This is a genomic window from Psychrobacter sp. Pi2-1, from assembly GCF_904846645.1.
Lineage (GTDB): Bacteria > Pseudomonadota > Gammaproteobacteria > Pseudomonadales > Moraxellaceae > Psychrobacter.
Map to the genome: position 1 here is coordinate 59,195 of NZ_CAJHBO010000016.1, position 17,133 is coordinate 76,327.

Annotated in this window: 14 protein-coding genes and 1 tRNA gene; 10 read left to right on the forward strand and 5 right to left on the reverse strand. The window is 43.2% G+C overall.

Annotation, left to right across the window (positions count from 1 at the left end):
• Window positions 1–58 precede the first annotated feature (58 nt).
• Both JMX91_RS09840 and scpB read left to right on the forward strand, forming a co-directional pair.
• A complete protein-coding gene (locus JMX91_RS09840) occupies window positions 59–880 on the forward strand; it encodes a segregation and condensation protein A (RefSeq protein ID WP_201548890.1) in 822 nt (273 codons plus the stop codon).
• Window positions 881–1,004: 124 nt separating this feature from the next.
• Window positions 1,005–1,565, forward strand: a complete 561-nt coding sequence (scpB, locus tag JMX91_RS09845; RefSeq protein WP_165597003.1) for an SMC-Scp complex subunit ScpB — start codon at window positions 1,005–1,007, stop codon at window positions 1,563–1,565.
• Window positions 1,566–1,685: 120 nt separating this feature from the next.
• Here the strand turns inward: scpB and lolA are convergent, their stop codons facing one another.
• From lolA to rplU, 3 genes are all read right to left on the reverse strand, one after another.
• Entirely contained in the window at window positions 1,686–2,372 is a 687-nt protein-coding gene (gene lolA, locus JMX91_RS09850) for an outer membrane lipoprotein chaperone LolA (protein WP_227679362.1), read from the reverse strand.
• A 411-nt stretch (window positions 2,373–2,783) separates the two neighbouring features.
• On the reverse strand, window positions 2,784–3,041 hold the full coding sequence (gene rpmA, locus JMX91_RS09855; protein ID WP_021813611.1) for a 50S ribosomal protein L27: 258 nt from the start codon (window positions 3,039–3,041) through the stop codon (window positions 2,784–2,786).
• Between the two features lie 91 nt (window positions 3,042–3,132).
• Window positions 3,133–3,444, reverse strand: a complete 312-nt coding sequence (gene rplU, locus JMX91_RS09860; protein WP_057761012.1) for a 50S ribosomal protein L21 — start codon at window positions 3,442–3,444, stop codon at window positions 3,133–3,135.
• 569 nt (window positions 3,445–4,013) lie between these two features.
• Between rplU and JMX91_RS09865 the strand changes: the two genes are divergently transcribed.
• The 5 genes from JMX91_RS09865 to hemB all read left to right on the forward strand — a co-directional run bounded on the left by JMX91_RS09865 (window position 4,014) and on the right by hemB (window position 13,622).
• Complete coding sequence (locus tag JMX91_RS09865) at window positions 4,014–5,039, forward strand: polyprenyl synthetase family protein (protein ID WP_102093750.1); 1,026 nt, start codon at window positions 4,014–4,016, stop codon at window positions 5,037–5,039.
• Window positions 5,040–5,867: 828 nt separating this feature from the next.
• Window positions 5,868–7,271, forward strand: coding sequence for an efflux RND transporter periplasmic adaptor subunit (locus JMX91_RS09870; RefSeq protein WP_201548882.1), 1,404 nt, complete (start codon window positions 5,868–5,870; stop codon window positions 7,269–7,271).
• Between the two features lie 34 nt (window positions 7,272–7,305).
• Window positions 7,306–10,536, forward strand: a complete 3,231-nt coding sequence (locus JMX91_RS09875; protein ID WP_201548884.1) for an efflux RND transporter permease subunit — start codon at window positions 7,306–7,308, stop codon at window positions 10,534–10,536.
• Window positions 10,533–12,347 (forward strand): efflux transporter outer membrane subunit, encoded by a 1,815-nt coding sequence (locus JMX91_RS09880; protein ID WP_201548886.1) that lies wholly within the window; start codon window positions 10,533–10,535, stop codon window positions 12,345–12,347. The genes JMX91_RS09875 and JMX91_RS09880 overlap by 4 nt, the downstream gene beginning before the upstream one ends.
• A gap of 267 nt (window positions 12,348–12,614) precedes the next feature.
• Entirely contained in the window at window positions 12,615–13,622 is a 1,008-nt protein-coding gene (gene hemB / locus JMX91_RS09885; protein WP_201548887.1) for a porphobilinogen synthase, read from the forward strand.
• A gap of 90 nt (window positions 13,623–13,712) precedes the next feature.
• On the opposite strand, the gene JMX91_RS09890 is transcribed toward hemB, so the two are convergent.
• Window positions 13,713–14,690 carry a glutathione S-transferase family protein gene (locus tag JMX91_RS09890; protein ID WP_201548888.1) on the reverse strand — a complete coding sequence of 326 codons (978 nt, stop codon included), beginning with the start codon at window positions 14,688–14,690 and terminating at the stop codon, window positions 13,713–13,715.
• Between the two features lie 311 nt (window positions 14,691–15,001).
• Between JMX91_RS09890 and JMX91_RS09895 the strand changes: the two genes are divergently transcribed.
• Window positions 15,002–15,078: transfer RNA gene (locus JMX91_RS09895), tRNA-Val, on the forward strand.
• 241 nt (window positions 15,079–15,319) lie between these two features.
• Here JMX91_RS09895 and JMX91_RS09900 read toward each other — a convergent pair.
• Window positions 15,320–15,544: a helix-turn-helix domain-containing protein gene (locus tag JMX91_RS09900; RefSeq protein WP_201548889.1), complete on the reverse strand. Its 225-nt coding sequence runs from the start codon at window positions 15,542–15,544 to the stop codon at window positions 15,320–15,322.
• 150 nt (window positions 15,545–15,694) lie between these two features.
• Here JMX91_RS09900 and JMX91_RS09905 point away from each other — a divergent pair, with 150 nt between their 5' ends.
• On the forward strand, window positions 15,695–15,910 hold the full coding sequence (locus JMX91_RS09905; RefSeq protein ID WP_045447035.1) for a hypothetical protein: 216 nt from the start codon (window positions 15,695–15,697) through the stop codon (window positions 15,908–15,910).
• A gap of 11 nt (window positions 15,911–15,921) precedes the next feature.
• Window positions 15,922–17,022: a site-specific integrase gene (locus tag JMX91_RS09910; protein WP_227679363.1), complete on the forward strand. Its 1,101-nt coding sequence runs from the start codon at window positions 15,922–15,924 to the stop codon at window positions 17,020–17,022.
• Window positions 17,023–17,133: the final 111 nt, after the last annotated feature.

A 17,133-nucleotide genomic window follows, 5' to 3' on the forward strand; every position in this document is an offset into this window, starting at 1 on the left:
TTCAACCTCCGAGCTTACAGACAATCAGAGCGAGCATGATGAATCAATCAACCATGATATGTCGCTACGTATCTATCAGACGCCTGTGCAGCATTTGCCAGAAGACCTGTATGTACCACCGCAAGCCTTTGCTATTTGGTTAGAGCAGTTTGCTGGTCCATTGGATTTTCTATTATATTTGGTCAAAAAGAACAACGTCGATTTGACCCAAATGCCTATTCTGCCCATCACTGAGCAGTACTTAGCTTATATCGGTGAACTGGATACCGAGCACTTTGAATTAGCGGGTGATTATCTGCTTATGGCATCAACGCTCATCGCTATCAAAACCGAACTGCTATTGCCTGCCCCTGATACCCCAACCGACGAGCGTGACCCAAAAGCAGAACTGATCGAACGCCTCGAAGAATACGCGCAAATCAAAGTGGTCAGTCAGCGCCTAGACAATCTAGTGCGCTTAGAGCGTGATGTGTTTTTGGCAATGGTTAGTATGCCTGGTCAAGACGTTATGAATGCGGAACTGCCAAGCTACTCACCTAACTTGCTGATTGATAGCTTATTTAAAATGCAGTTACAGCCTGACTATCAAATGCATACGATCAAAGTTGATGCAGTACCCCTTGCCGATCGTATTGCCAGTATTAGCAGACAATTAAGTACAGATGGGGCGCGCTCCTTTTATGAGCTACTAGATAAAGCACAAGGTAAAATAGGCGTGGTCGTGAGTTTTGTCGCCGTACTTGAGCTTATAAAGCGGCAGTTAGTTGGTGTGGTCAATATTGAGACAGATAGCGATGTCGTCAACTCTGTTTACAATAATTCTGATCAGACTAATATGAATAATGAATCCACAAATCTCACATTACAGTGGTTAGCCTAGTAGGCTCTAAGACTGTCTCTTAGACTACTCTCTATTAAAATCACAATATTGAAATAAGAGCATACTTTAGATGGTAGATATTGAAGACCCAAAGCAACATGATGAGACCCTAGAATCAACAACTATGACTACATCACCATCAGCTGAAGCGCAGCATAATTCTCTTGAAGAGATGAGTAAACGTATTGAAGTACTGTTGCATGCCTCAGAAGCACCGCTGACCGCTCACGCATTAAAGAAACATTTGTCATTATCTACTAAAGAATTAAAGCAAACCTTGGAAGTGCTGCAACAACGCTTAGATACAGGTGTGCTTAGGCTACATGAGACCGCCAGCGGTTATCGTTTACAGATATCTGATGACTATAGCAGTCTAATTCAGCGTATTTTTCCGCAGCGTCAGGAACGCTTGAGCCAAGCTTTACTTGAAACCCTAAGTGTCATTGCTTATAAACAACCTGTGACACGCAGTGATATCGAGCATGTGCGCGGAGTAACATTATCGAGCAATATACTGCGCCAGTTGTTTGATAAAGGCTGGATTGTGGAGAAAGGCTTTAAAGATACGCTAGGTCGTCCTGCCTTACTTCATACTACTGCGCAGTTTTTAGATGCGTTTGGATTAAGCCATCTGGATGAACTGCCACCTATGCCAGATATGGAAACCATACGAGCTATGTCTTAAATTTTCTGCTAAATAAACTATAGTTACTCACATAAAAAAGGACAGACCGCATAGGATCTGTCCTTTTTATTACGTTGCTAATTTTGAACTGATATCCAAACCTAGCAATATATCTGTTAATTACTGATTGATAACGTCAACACCCTTTGGTGGTGTAAATTTAAACTGACTGCTACCGATACTTGGGTTCATCTTGATACCGCTAAACTTGATAGAGGTTGTCTGACCCAAGGTGTCGTTCAATACCATCATGACAGGTTTGCCACCACTAAAACTTATTGAAAGACTTTTGAAACTTGCGCTGTCTGCCTTAGGATAGAGCACATAGTAGTTTTTGTTGTCATATGGCTGAGTGATCTTAAAGTTTTGGTCAATCTTGCTTGGATCACCTGATAGTAGCAAGGCTGGTGTATTACCTACTTGACTGTCAACATTCTGCTTAGTCGCTTGCTCTAAATCTTTGTCATAAACCCACATAGAGTTACCATTAGCAACGATCAGCTGCTCTGATGGTGACTTGGTTTCCCAGCGGAAGTTATTTGGACGTTGGACACTCATAGAGCCTTTAAATGTACCACTACTCGCACCTTTAGTCGTTTGACTAAAATTGGCCGTCATACTCTTGGTATTGGTCAGCAATTTGTTCAGACGTTTAGCAGCTGTTAGGTTGTCAGCAGGAGCTGCGGTAGCCGTTTGAGTCAATGCCATCATTGGCGCTGCGATACCTAGCGATGTCATTAACACACCTGCTAAAGCACCACTCATCATTTTTTGTTTGGTTGATTTTTTCGTAGATAAGTTCATCATAAATCCTCTCTAAAAAAGCATAATCGCTTTAAAGTTGTCGCTAAAAATAAAATGTTCTATTGAAATTTTTGTTTTCTATAAATACTGATTTTACCAAGCTAAAGCTGGTAACCATCAGCAATGGCAACAGTGTGCCAGTTTTTTTATTACGCGCCTAGTCATGATTTGCAATCTTTACTACGGCTGCCATACACGCTTGTAACCAATACAGTTACACGGTAAAAGTTTACATTTAGAATTCTTAGCTACAGTAGTTATGCTAGTAGTAAGTTTAAAAATATCGCTTAAAATAGTTCTTATTAATTTATATCACCCTACAAACGTAAAAAACCCCTACTACCATAAGGCAGTAAGGGCTTTTTTAATTATCTGATCATTCTATTCAAAGAATAAAACGACCTAAATAGATAATTATGCGTTTTCAACCGTAACATAACGACGGTTAAATTTACCTTTGGTCGCAAACTTTACAACACCGTCATTCAGTGCAAATAAAGTATGGTCACGACCCATGCCAACGCCTTCGCCTGCGTGGAATTCTGTACCACGTTGACGAACGATGATGTTACCAGCTGTGATAGCTTGGCCACCAAAGATTTTTACGCCTAGCATTTTTGGGTTTGAATCACGACCGTTACGGCTCGAACCGGCAGCTTTTTTATGTGCCATGAGAAAATCTCCTTGTTAATTTGACTTATCGCTGATGCGATAACTCTTAAGCATTTAGTGCGCTATTTAGCAATAATTGCTAAATGAATAATTAGGCATTAATCGCTTTGATTTTTAACAAGGTGTACCATTGGCGGTGACCTTGTTCTTTGTGATAATGCTTACGACGGTTGTGCTTGATGATACGGATTTTTTCGCCGCGACCATGCTCAACAACTTCAACTTCTACGCTAGCGCCGTCAACAACAGGCTGACCGATTTTGACGTTATCGCCGTCAACAACCATCAACACGTCTTCAAATTTGATTGTTTCGCCTTTTTCTGCTTTTAGTAGTTCAACTTTAAGCAATTCATCGACGACTACACGGTGCTGTTTACCACCAGTTTTGATTACTGCGTACATTGTATGACTCCGTTTAACCCGTGTGCCGTGGCTGATGTTATACCAACGCTTTTACGACGAACACGACAGGGAAAAATTAAAGGCAAGATTTTACGGCTTTTTGCTCATAAAAGCAAGCCGCGCCTCTTGTTTTTGCAAGGTGGTTACACTAATGACCATCTCTCATTTAGCTATAACGGCTGCTCATCAAAGAAAGTCGATAAACGACAATACAAATATAAACACGAGAAATAGTAAAGATGAGTGATAGATTAAGCCCAACAGTGGCCATTATAACTTATGCAATCAGTTACTTACAGCCTTTTATGAATCATTTATGTGACCAATAAGCTTAAAATGCGCTAGATAATATATCCTCCAAACATAAGACATTTTTTATAATCTTTATTCTATTTAATAGGCATAGTAAGCCCTGTATATCATACGCTTGACCTACTTGTGCTATATACTTTAACCAACAATTTAAGCAGATAGCTATGCTATCATAAGCGAAATAATACCTTACCTATAGATAGATAAAGTCAAGGTTATACCAACTCTCTTTACTCTTATTAATATGACTATTTATTATGACTAGTACCTCTTTAAATAATACCGTGCCTGCCTCTCAATCGATGCCTAGCTATGCTGATATTCAAAGTATTGTAGCCAATGACTTTGAGGTAATGGACAAGCAAGTGTTTGGCAGTTTGAACTCAAAAGTACAACTCGTCATGAGCGTCTCGCAACACGTGATCAATGCTGGCGGCAAACGTATGCGTCCGCTGATTACGTTGCTCTGCGCACGTATGTTTGATGACAACCCATCAGAAAAGGCCATGCATCTAGCTGCTATCACGGAAATGCTACATACCGCTACCCTAGTCCATGACGATGTCATCGATGAGTCAGGGCAACGCCGTGGAAAGCCGACGGCAAATGCGACGTGGGACAATGCTACTGCCGTATTGGTCGGTGACTATTTGATTGCTCGTGCGTTCAACCTATTGGTTGGTTTTCAAAGCCTGCCACTGTTGCAAGTATTCTCCGATGGGACTTGTGATATTGCTGAAGGCGAAGTATTACAGCTACAGCATCAGCATAACCCTGCTGCGACAGAGGAAGATTACTTACGCATTATCGATGGCAAAACTTCACGCCTGTTCATGATGGCGACCCAAGGTGCTGCTATCTTGCAAGATAAGACAGAATATATGACGGCATTGGGCGATTTCGGACAGCATTTTGGTAATGCGTTTCAAATTATCGATGATGTGCTTGATTATAGTGGCGATAGCGACGTAATGGGCAAAAACCTAGGCGATGACCTTGCTGAAGGCAAGCCTACCCTACCGACTATCAAAGCACTCGAACTACTCAAAGACAGCGACACTGAAGGCTATGAGCAGTTGCGTATCGCCGTTCAGACAGGTAAGACACCAAACGCTGAGCAGCTGATTGAATTGGTACGTAGTTCTGGCTCATTGGCTTATTGTAAGCAGCGAGCATTGGAAGAAACCAAACTGGCGCAAGACGCACTGAGCACGCTACCAGACAACCGTTATCGTACAGGCTTATATCAATTGACTGAACTTGCTAGCGCTCGACTAGTATAATGAAAGCTGAGTCGTCTGTGTTATTAACTAATTAAGACGACTCTTTTTTCGATAGAACTTTTTAGCACGATTTTTTAGCAAACTTCCTCAGCAATTGATAAATAAAAGCTCATAAATTAAGAAGTACCTTCTCAAAAACTAGCATGTCAGCCAAATCGTTACCTTTCTTTAAGTTTCATACATCCTTGCAGTACTATAATCGTATAAGGCTTTTTGGACAGTCGGTCAAAGTTTGATGACGTTTGTTAGAGAGATACTGATAGTTATTTTTTATGACTGTAATTAGGGGTTGCTAAAATTGTCATTTTGTTGACAAAGTCGATTTTCTATCGTTTAAAAACCTTAGTTACTATAGGGTTTTAGATTTATAACAAAAGTTTACAATATATTTTGATACTAGGTTGTGCATGGTTATATTAGCTGTTAATAGAGACGACGCTTACTATGACGGTAATCTATTAATTCGTAAACTGTAATATTACCGCTTTTCGATCCGGCTCGTATTGCAAACTACTTGACTGTGGGGTTACCCCAATAGTTTATAATGACTCATTAAATTTATTAATCCATTCTGTGGTTTGCTTAAACAATTAATGCTAAATAATCCTTTCGATACTTAATCCATATCGATGTCAGATTTCCTATTAGTTATATTTCACTAACAGAATAATCTGAAACTGGAATAAATAATGCTAGCTTAGGCTATTTATTCTCTTTATTCAGCATTAGCAAGTTATTTAGTATTAGCAAGACCCTTATATTCAGTACGCCAAACTTATTGATCGATTTTTATACTGTCACTATTTATATATATTGCCGAGGACATTGATGAAGCACTCTTATCTTGCGCTTGTAATAGCATCTGTACTATCTGGAGCTGTACTGGTTGGCTGTGACAAAAACAATGACACTGCTGGTGAGCAAGCCGCACAGCAGCAAATGCCGCCTGCGGTTGTCAACGTTCAGACAGTCACTCTCGATACCGTCCCTCAAGTACAAACTTTTTCTGGTCGTACTGCAGCTTATCAAACTGCTGACGTCCGCCCACAGGTCAACGGTGTGATTGACGAAGTACTATTCCGTGAAGGAAGCAACGTCAAAAAAGGCCAGCCGCTGTATCGCATCAATACTGACAACTACGCTTCATCGGTAAGCAGTGGTCAAGCAGCCGTGCAGCAATCACAAGCCAACTATCAGACAGCTTTGGCAAACAATGCAAACGCAAAAGCTGAGTTAGTCAGTCGTCAAGCGTCATTAGCACAAGCGCAAAACGACTTACAACGTCTGCAGGGTCTGGTCAGTATCAACGCCATCTCACAGCAGCAATATGAGCAAGCACAGACGGCTGTACGTACCGCACAGGCCGCGGTACAAAGCGCCGCTGCTGCTGTTGGTCAGACACAAGCCGGTATCGAAAGCGCAAAAGCAGGCATTCAGACCGCAAAAGCTGGTCTTGATGCTAGCACATTGGATCTGAACCGTACTATCGTGCGTGCGCCTCTCACCGGTCGTACGGATCGCTCAAGCGTAACTGCTGGTACGCTGGTTAGCGCCGGTCAAGCCGATCCATTGGTGACTATTTCACGCTTAGACCCTATCTACGTCGATATCAGCCAGTCTTCTTCTGAGTTGCTCAAGCTTCGTCAGCAGATTGCAGATGGTACTGCTCAGCCAGGTATGAACTCAGTTGAATTGGTGCTAGAAGACGGTTCTGTTTACCCAGTACGCGGTAAGCTTGCACTGTCTGAAGCCAAAGTTGATGAGTCAACAGGTGCTGTCACCTTACGTGCTATTTTTCCAAACAGCAATAACATCCTGCTACCAGGTATGTATGTCACGGCACGTTTGACACAGAGTGTTATTACCAACGCAGCCCTTGTCCCGCAAAGTGCAGTCACTCGTACGCCGAAGAGTGAGACGCAAGTCTATATCGTTGACGAAAATAATAAAATCCAAGTACGTCCGGTCACCATTAATGGTACTTACGATGGACAATGGGTCGTCACTGAAGGCTTGAAAGCAGGTGACAAAGTGGTTGTGATTGGTGGTGCTAAGGTCAAGCCTGACCAAGAAGTGGTCGCCAAACCACTAGAAAGTGCAAATCCAGCACCAGCTGCTGCAAAAAATGCGCCTAATACCAAAACGCCGCAGCAAGCCGCAAAAACGATGGATAAAAAGCCAGCTGGCGATGAGACTTCTAGTGAAAAATCAACAGAAGCCGCTGCCAACTAATTCCATTCAAGACAGGAAGACTTAGGGATACACTATGTCACGTTTTTTTATTAATCGCCCTATTTTTGCATGGGTGCTGGCTGTTTTGGTCATGCTCATCGGGGTGATATCCGTTATTAATCTACCGATTGAACAATATCCACGTATCGCACCACCAACGATTTCAGTCAGTGCAAGCTATCCTGGTGCCAATGCGCAAACCGTAGAAAACTCAGTGGTACAGATCATTGAGCAGCGTATGAAAGGCCTAGATGGTCTGATGTATATGTCATCGTCGAGCTCGTCAAATGGTAGTGCGTCTGTGACGCTAACCTTTGAAAACGGTACCGACTCTGACACAGCTCAAGTACAAGTACAGAACAAACTGCAAGCAGCGATGAGCTCCTTGCCTGAGTCTGTTCAGCGTCAAGGTGTCAACGTCAATAAATCGTCTAGCAGCTTTTTGATGGTGCAAGCATTTATTTCTGAAGATGGCACCATGGATCGGGCAGATATTGCCGATTATATTAACTCTAATGTCGTCGATTCGATCAGTCGTGTAGAGGGTGTGGGTGAAGTTCAAGTCTTTGGCTCTACTTATGCGATGCGTGTATGGCTTGACCCTTCACGCCTACGTAGCTACAACATGATACCTTCAGATGTGGTCAATGCGATACGAGCGCAGAACGCGCAAGTATCTGCCGGTCAGTTAGGTCAAGCACCTGCTGATACCGACCAACAGGTTATCAATGCCACGGTCACGGTGCAAAGCTATCTTCAAACGCCTGAAGAATTCCGAAACATTCTACTAAAAACAGATACCTCAGGCGCACAAGTACGCTTAGGCGATGTGGCAGATGTCGAAATCGGCAGTGAAAACTATAGCGTTGTGTCTTTATACAATGGTAAAGAAGCAGCCGGTTTAGGTATTTCACTCGCTGGTGGCGCAAACGCCCTTGAGACTCGTGAAGCCGTCGGCGCACGTATGGCTGAGCTGGAAAAAAACTTCCCAATTGGTCTAGCCTCAGTCGTTCCGTATGACACCACACCATTTGTACGCTTGTCTATCGAACAAGTCGTTATGACCCTCATTGAAGCGATTGTGTTGGTATTTATCGTTATGTTCATTTTCTTACAGAACTGGCGTGCCACCATTATCCCGACCCTTGCGGTACCTGTCGTACTCTTGGGTACCTTTGCAGTGTTGTATATTGCAGGCTTTAGTATCAACGTCTTGACCATGTTTGCTATGGTATTGTCTATCGGTCTACTGGTCGATGATGCGATCGTCGTTGTAGAGAACGTCGAGCGAATACTAGAAGAAGATCCTCACATCTCTATCAAAGATGCAACTATCCAGTCGATGGGTGAAATCAGTAAAATCGTTATTGGTATTGCGCTTATCTTGTCTGCAGTATTCGTACCGATGGCCTTCTTTGGTGGTTCAACAGGTGTGATTTATCGTCAGTTCTCTATCACGCTGATTACCAGCATGGTGCTCTCTGCCATGGTCGCGCTTGTATTCACCCCTGCCCTATGTGTAACCTTGCTAAAACGTGGCAAAAGTCATGAAAAAGGCAGTACCGAAAAGCAAAAAGGCTTCTTTGGTTGGTTCAATCGTGGCTTCTTCAAACTTAGCCGTTCGTACGAAAACTTTGTAGGCAAAAGTATTCGTTTTAAATGGTTATATATGATCGGCTACGCAGCCATCATCGGTATCATGGCGGTCGTGTTCTTACGTATTCCAGGCTCGTTTTTACCAGAAGAAGATCAAGGTATTATGTTTACCTTGGTTCAGCTTCCGGCTGGCTCTACGTTAGATGAAACGCAAGACGTATTGGATAAAGTTAGAAACTATTACGATACCCAAGAAACCGATAATATCGCTTCGGTCTTTACCATTGCAGGCTTTAGTTTTGCGGGTCAAGGTCAAAATATGGGTCTGGCGTTTGTACGCTTATCAGATTGGGAGGAACGCTCGGGCGATGAAAACACCGCTCAGGCCGTCGCTGGTCGGGCGATGGGATATTTCTTTACTCAGCTAAACGAAGCACAAGTATTTGCCATCGTCCCACCCGCGATTACCGAGCTTGGTAATGCCAGTGGTTTTGATTTAATGATTCAGGACAGTGGTAACCTCGGACATGATGGGCTACTTGAAGCCAGAAATATGCTCTTAGGTATGGCCGCACAGAACGATCAAGTGGCTGGCGTACGTCCTAACGGGCAAGAAGATTCGCCACAACTTAAAATAAATATCAATCAAGAACAAGCGGCGGCTTATGGCCTGTCACTAAGCAATATCAATAGCGTCATCTCGACAGCGTGGGGCTCAAGCTACGTTAATGACTTCATCGATCGTGGCCGTATCAAACGCGTCTATGTACAAGGTGAAGCCAGCAGCCGTACCAACCCCGATGATATTGGTAAATGGTATGTACGAAATGACATGAACGATATGATTTCGTTCGATGCATTCTCTAGTAGTGAGTGGCAGTCAGGCTCACCGCGTCTTACTCGTTACAACAGCCTACCGTCCATGAACATCCAAGGTAGCGCCGCACCAGGACTAAGTACTGGTGAAGCAATGAGCTCGATGGAAGCGATGATAGACAAGTTACCTGAAGGTATCAGTTATGAGTGGACAGGCATGTCATTGGAAGAGCAAAAATCAGGTGCCCAAGCACCAATGCTTTATGCGCTTTCAATCCTAGTTGTCTTCTTATGTTTGGCAGCTTTGTACGAAAGCTGGTCGATTCCTTTCTCTGTGCTACTAGTTATTCCACTTGGGGTATTGGGTGCGGTGATATTTACGTGGTTACGTGGTTTTGCCAATGATATCTACTTGCAAGTTGGTCTACTGACTGTCGTTGGTCTATCCGCCAAAAACGCCATTTTGATTATCGAGTTTGCGAAAGAACACCAAGAGGAAGGTTACAGTCTTAGAGAAGCCGTCATGACCGCAGCACGCCAGCGTTTGCGTCCGATTATCATGACCTCGCTTGCCTTTGGTCTGGGTGTTGTGCCATTATTCTTGGCGAATGGGCCAGGTTCAGGCAGTCAAAACGCTATTGGTACTAGTGTTGTTGGTGGGGTAATCACAGCAACCCTCTTAGGTATCTTCTTTATCCCAATGTTCTATATCTGGGTGCGTAGTGCGTTCCCGCATAAATATGAGAACAACACACCCAATGATAAAGATGGTGGCAATGGTACGCCTAACTCGCATAACCCAACACCTTCTGAGAGTTATCAGCCTGCAAGTCTTGGAGACAATACACAATGAGTGCTCAAAAAACATCTATCACTAACTCGTCATCGGTAGCTATTACAGCTATCGATGCGCAGCCAGCACTATCTCGTTTGCGCAAAAACAGTGGTCGCCTGTTAGGGCTGACTGCATTGGCAATCAGCATGGCCGCTTGTAACACCATTCCAAAAGCGGATATGCGTCCTGTGCTAGCAGAGCCGAATATCCCTATGCAGCAAAACTACGGTGCATTTGATAAAGAGACTGTCAGTAGTGCTGATCAAGCAAGCATCGCCAGTCAGCGCTGGCAGAATTTTTATAGCGACGAGCGCCTTAAAGGCCTGATTGCTCTCGGTCTTGAAAACAACAAAGACTTTGAGAGTGCGCGCCTAGCCATTGAAAAAGCTCGTGCACAGTATCAGATTACTGATATTAACGACTTGCCAGCTATCAACGGCAGTGCTGGTTATACTCGCTCAGCACAGAATCGTACTGATCGAAACGCTAGTAGTAGCTACAGTGTCAACTTGGGTCTTGCCAATTACGAGCTCGACTTTTGGGGTAAAATCTCAAGCTTAAAAGATCAAGCATTGCAGAACTTTTTGGCGACTACGGCGGCCAAAGATGCGACCCAAATCAGCTTGATTAGTAATATTGCCCAAAGCTACGCCAATCTAAGCTACAGCTTAGCGCAGTTAAAACTGGCTGAAGCCACAGTCGAGAGTCGTGAGCGTTCGCTATTTATCGCGGATAAACGTTTTGAAGCAGGTATTGATGCAAAACTGCCTTCATTGCAGGCTGCTGCCTCTCTTGAAAGTGCTAAGCTTGCCGTATTACGTGCACAGACCAGCGTTCTTCAATCACGCAATGCATTGCAGTACTTGGTTGGTGGCGCGATTCCAAACGAGCTTATCCCAACACCTGCCGTCAGTAATATCACTAGCCAGCAGATATTCAATGCTGGTCTACCAAGTGAATTACTACGCTATCGCCCTGATGTACTACAGGCAGAATACAACCTAAAAGCTGCTGGTGCGAATATCGAAGTGGCCCGTGCCTCTTACTTCCCATCTATTAGCTTAACCAGTAGTGTGGGTGTCAGTAGCGGCAGCTTAAATGACTTGTTCAAAAATGGTGCCGTTGGCTGGTCGTTTGGACCTAGCGTGAGCGTCCCTATCTTTGATGCAGGCCGTTTAGATGCCAACTATGATGTGGCTCAAATCGAACGTGAGCAAACGCTTGCTAGTTATGAGAGCTCTATTCAAACGGCATTCCGCGAAGTGTCAGATGTACTTGCCACGCGTGCGACGCTCGGTGAGCAGTTAGAGGCGCAGTATCGTCTGCAGGATAATTTTGAACAGACATATCAGATAGCAGATGCACGCTTTAAAGCAGGTCTGGACAATTACTTAGACGTACTTGACGCTCAGCGTTCACTGTTCTCTACTCAGCAAGGTATCCTAGATTTAGAGCTACAGAAAATCGTTAGCCAGATTGAGTTGTACCAAGCGCTTGGTGGCGGAGCGAATCTTGATGTACCGACCGTCATACCTGTACCGCAGCACACTAACTTGGCGCAGATTGTCACTGGAACTGCTACTAGTGCAAAAACCAAAGCGACAAACGCCATCAAAGCAGCTGGTTCAGCGCGTGTGACTACACCGCAAGAAGCTGTCGCCATCAAGCAGTCGCAAGCGGTAGAAACGACTACTTTTGAGCCTACTGCTATCGTCGATGTGAATGATGATGGCCAGAAGGATGCCGCTGTCGGCGTGATCACTGAAGAGACTCGCTTCAATAACAATAGTGTTGAGCAAGTTCCTGTGACCCAGATTGTTGAGCCTTAAATGACCCAACCTTAATCTGATGACGCAGCTCTATCATCACATTGACAGTCGATAAGTACTATCAGCCCTACCGACTTAACGTGGTGGGGCTTTTTGCTTTTACGGACGTCTTTTAGTTATAGTAGGCTCGCTTCATATAAACTCTCTTTATCTATAGCCACTTATAATGCACAGATTTTGATAAGCTAATTCTATAAAATACCGCTTATAGCGATATTATTTTAACCATGTAACATGATAACTATAAAACAATCACAAGGAATTATTATGAGCTATACCTTTAACCGTCAATATCCTGCTACTCGCTTACGTCGCCTACGCTACAATGACAATGTACGTTCAATGATTCGCGAAGTGGAGCTGCACCCCAAGCATTTTATTGCCCCTGTCTTTGTATTAGAAGGCGAAAACCAGCGCGAAACCATCACTAGTATGCCGGGCGTGGAACGCTTATCGATTGATTTGCTAATCAACTATGCCAAAGAGTTATTAGCAGAAGGCGTCACAACCATCGACCTTTTCCCTGTGATCGATAACGCTTTGAAAACACCAGACGGTAGCGCCGCTTATGACGAAAACGCCTTGACTGCACGTACGATAAAAGCAGTCAAAGATGCTGTGCCAGAAATGGTCGTTATGACTGATGTAGCATTAGACCCTTATACCTCACATGGTCAAGATGGTCTGCTTGATGACAGCGGTTACGTCATCAATGATGCAACCATCGAAGTACTGGTCAAGCAAGCGCTGGTACATGCGCGTGCCGGTGCAGATATCATCTCTCCTAGTGACATGATGGACGGCCGTATCAAGGCCATGCGTGATGCGTTTGAAGCAGAAGGTTTTGTGAATACGGCTATCATGGCCTACTCAGCCAAATATGCTTCTGCCTACTACGGTCCATTCCGTGATGCCGTCGGCAGTGCTGGCAACCTAAAAGGTGGCCATAAGAAACAGTATCAGATGGACTTTGGCAATCGTGCTGAGGCGCTACATGAAGTGGCTATGGATATCAATGAAGGCGCAGATATGGTCATGATCAAACCAGGCCAGCCTTATCTTGATTTGATTCGTGAAGTCAAAGATACCTTTGGCGTACCAACCTTTGCGTATCAAGTATCTGGCGAATATGCCATGCATATGGCAGCCATTCAAAACGGCTGGTTAAGTGATGCAGTGATTTTAGAGTCGCTGATTGGTTTCCGCCGTGCTGGCGCTGATGGTATCTTGACCTACTTTGCTCTAGAAGCGGCCCGCCAGCTGAACAATGCCTAATAGTCATTGTACTACCTTTTATAATGTAAAAGCCCCAGCTACCTATTAGTAGCTGGGGCTTTTTTATGCGGTTACTCTATTAAAATAAAGCTATAGACGTGCACGGTCATGTGGTTCATTAAAATCAAGCACTGGGCCAGCAGGGACAATACGCGTGGGATTGATATTGGCATGACTGGTGTAATAATGCTGCTTGATATGATCCATATTTACCGTATCTGCAATGCCAGGTACCTGATATAAGTCACGCAAATAGCTCCAAAGGTTTGGATAGTCAACGATACGATGCAGATTGCATTTAAAGTGCCCAACATAAACAGCATCAAAACGAACCAACGTCGTAAACAATCGCCAATCTGCCTCGGTTATGGTGCTACCTGTCAGATAACGCTGATGTGCTAAGCGCGTCTCAAGTGTATCTAATGCCGCAAACAGCTCAATCACGGCCTCTTCGTAAGCCTGTTGTGTGGTAGAGAATCCTGTCTTATACACGCCATTGTTGATAGTAGAATAGACAAAGGTATTGATATCATCAATTTCTTGCAATAACTCTGCTGGCACAAAATTACCTGCTAGCGCACCAACCTCATCAAAGGCAGAGTTAAACATGCGAATGATTTCAGATGACTCATTACTCACGATTGTGTTTGTTTTTTTATCCCACAAGATAGGTACGGTGACACGGCCTGTATAGTCTGGTTTGGCCTTAGTATAAAGCTCATAGGCATAGTCTGCATTGATAACTGGATCAGCAACGACGCCTGCACCCTCTGCAAACGTCCAACCATACTCACCCATATATGGATGTACTACAGACAACGGAATGATGTCTTCTAAGCCTTTAAGCTTGCGGTAGATAAGGGTACGGTGTGCCCAAGGACAGGCTAGCGACACGTATAGATGATAGCGGTCAGGTTCGGCTTTGAAGCCCCCAATACCTGTTGGCCCTGCGCTACCATCTACCGTTACCCAGTTTCTAAAACCAGCATCTTCACGCTGGAAGCGGCCGCCACTCTCTTTTGTCTCATACCACTTGTCTTGCCACTGCCCATCTACCAAGAGACCCATGTTATTCTCCAACTATTTTTAATATTTGTTTAACGCTTACTCAGCATGACTGACTTGAAGCCATTATTATCATAATGATTACATCGTTTAGAGAGATATCATACCAGTTATAAGGGTTTAATCATTAGCGTTACCCTGTTTATTAACAATAAAAACTAAACCGTTTAAATTTAATGTTTAGTAAATATACACAAAAGTATATCTAAACAACTAATATAAGCCTAAATAGTAGATATTATGATAATAAAAGAGGTTTATGCTAAAAAAGACTTGCAAAGTCTGGGAAACTTGCTAAAATGCTCAACCTAAATAGGCGTATAGCTCAGTTGGTTAGAGCGCTACCTTGACATGGTAGAGGTCGTTGGTTCGAATCCGATTACGCCTACCAGATTCGAAAAGCCCCAATCTTAAGATTGGGGCTTTTTTTTGTCCGTGAAATATGGGCTGTAGCGGAAAAGGAAACTATACGTCGATTCAAACTACCTCTTTTTTCACTTTCAGCAAACATCACCAAAAAACGTGTGTGCCCAAATTGCGCCCAAACTGTGCCCGCTCTTTATTTCGCCTTTCTTTCAGGGTAGCACTTTCGACCTCTACCCTAAATCATCTAAAGCACTCTCAAAATTAATTTACTTCTCTTTATCTAGCGACTCGTTAGGTACATAAGTAAATAAATCACCTACTTCAATATTTAGTGCCTCGCAAATTTTATCCATAGTGTCAAAATCTATTCTTGAAGTCTGTTCGTTATAAATCTTGTGCATGGTCGACTTACTAATTCCTGTCATCCTTATTAGATCTGCAACCTTCATACGTCGTTCAGCTAGTAGCACTGGTAAATTACATAAAATCATTAATAATTCCTTAATAGACTAAAAAAGTACTTGCATCGACTAACGATAGCTAGTAAAGTACTTCTATCAAATAACAAATTACTTTTATAGAATTATTTGTTATCTCGATAAAACAACCTAGTTATTTAATTGGCTTACAAGGAATTTATTATGTCACATACCTACCTAACTACCCAAGAGCTTTCTGAGCTCATCAAATATAACCCTCGTACTATCCGTAATGAGCTCAAGGATAGTGTGCTTATCGAAGGCATTCATTATATACGCCCGTTCGGTGGTCGTAAGATTTTGTACATTTGGGAAGAGATTGAAAAAGATATGCGCACTGGCATTGCCGGTAGCATCAACGCCATGGCACTACAATAAGGAGAAATAGAATGGCTAGTATTAGAAAGCGCAAAGGAAGCAATATGCTATTTGTCGATTTTTATTATATGGGTATACGTTGTCGGGAGAGGACAAACCTGACAGACACACCAGCGAATCGCAAGAAGCTTGAGAAGGTGGCTGAGAAAATGAAAGCAGAAATCATCTTAGGACTGTTCAACTACGCTAAGTACTTTCCAAAAAGTGATAAAGCGGCACAGATGGTAGCGTTAAACGACCGCAAGGAATGCATTAGTGCCGATACGCCCTCTTTTGAACAGTTTGCAAAATTATGGTTTTCTGAAAAAGAAATTGAATGGCGTGATACTTACAAGCGCAAAATAAAGGAGATTATTGATATGTACTTGATTGTTAAGTTTGGGACTAAACCCATTCATCTCATAAAAAAGACAGATGTATTAGCCTTCCGTTCATCGCTCGCCAAAGTAACGTACGGAAAAGCTAACAAACATCTGTCAGCGGCACGCATCAATTCGATCATGGTACCTTTAGGTATGATACTAAAAGAAGCAGCGAAACGCTATAAATTTGATAATCCTTATTACGATATCAATGCGCTCAAACAACCCAAAACAGATATTCAACCATTCACACTAAGTGAGGTTTGGACGTTTATCAACGGCGTAAGAGCAGACTATCGCAATTATTATCTGGTACGTTTTTTTACAGGTATGCGTACGAGTGAGATCGATGGGTTAACGTGGGAGAACATTGATTTTAATCGACGTGAGATTGTGATCAAACAAGCTTATGTTAAGGGCAAAATTGTTCCTCCTAAGACTCAGGAGTCTTACCGTGCGATTCAAATGTCACCTTGGGTCTACGATGCTCTGAAGGAACAGCAGACCATCACTTATAAGCGATCTGACTATGTATTTTGCGCGCATACAGGTGAACCACTTGATTATAACAACGTAAATAAACGTGTTTGGCACCCTACTCTTAAGATTTTGGGTCTCAAAAAGCGTAATGCTTATCAGACTCGTCATACCGCAGCAACGCTATGGTTGGCTGCTGGCGAAAGTCCTGAGTGGATTGCCAGTCAAATGGGACACTCTACAACTAAGATGCTATTTGTAGTGGTCAACTAATTTAGGACAGCTGATAAGAGGTTTTGATTAAAGTAACGTCTCTCTTTTTCTGCTGGCGGCAAATAATCGTTGAAAGCATGCGGTCTCACGGTCTGATAATAGCCCCAGATG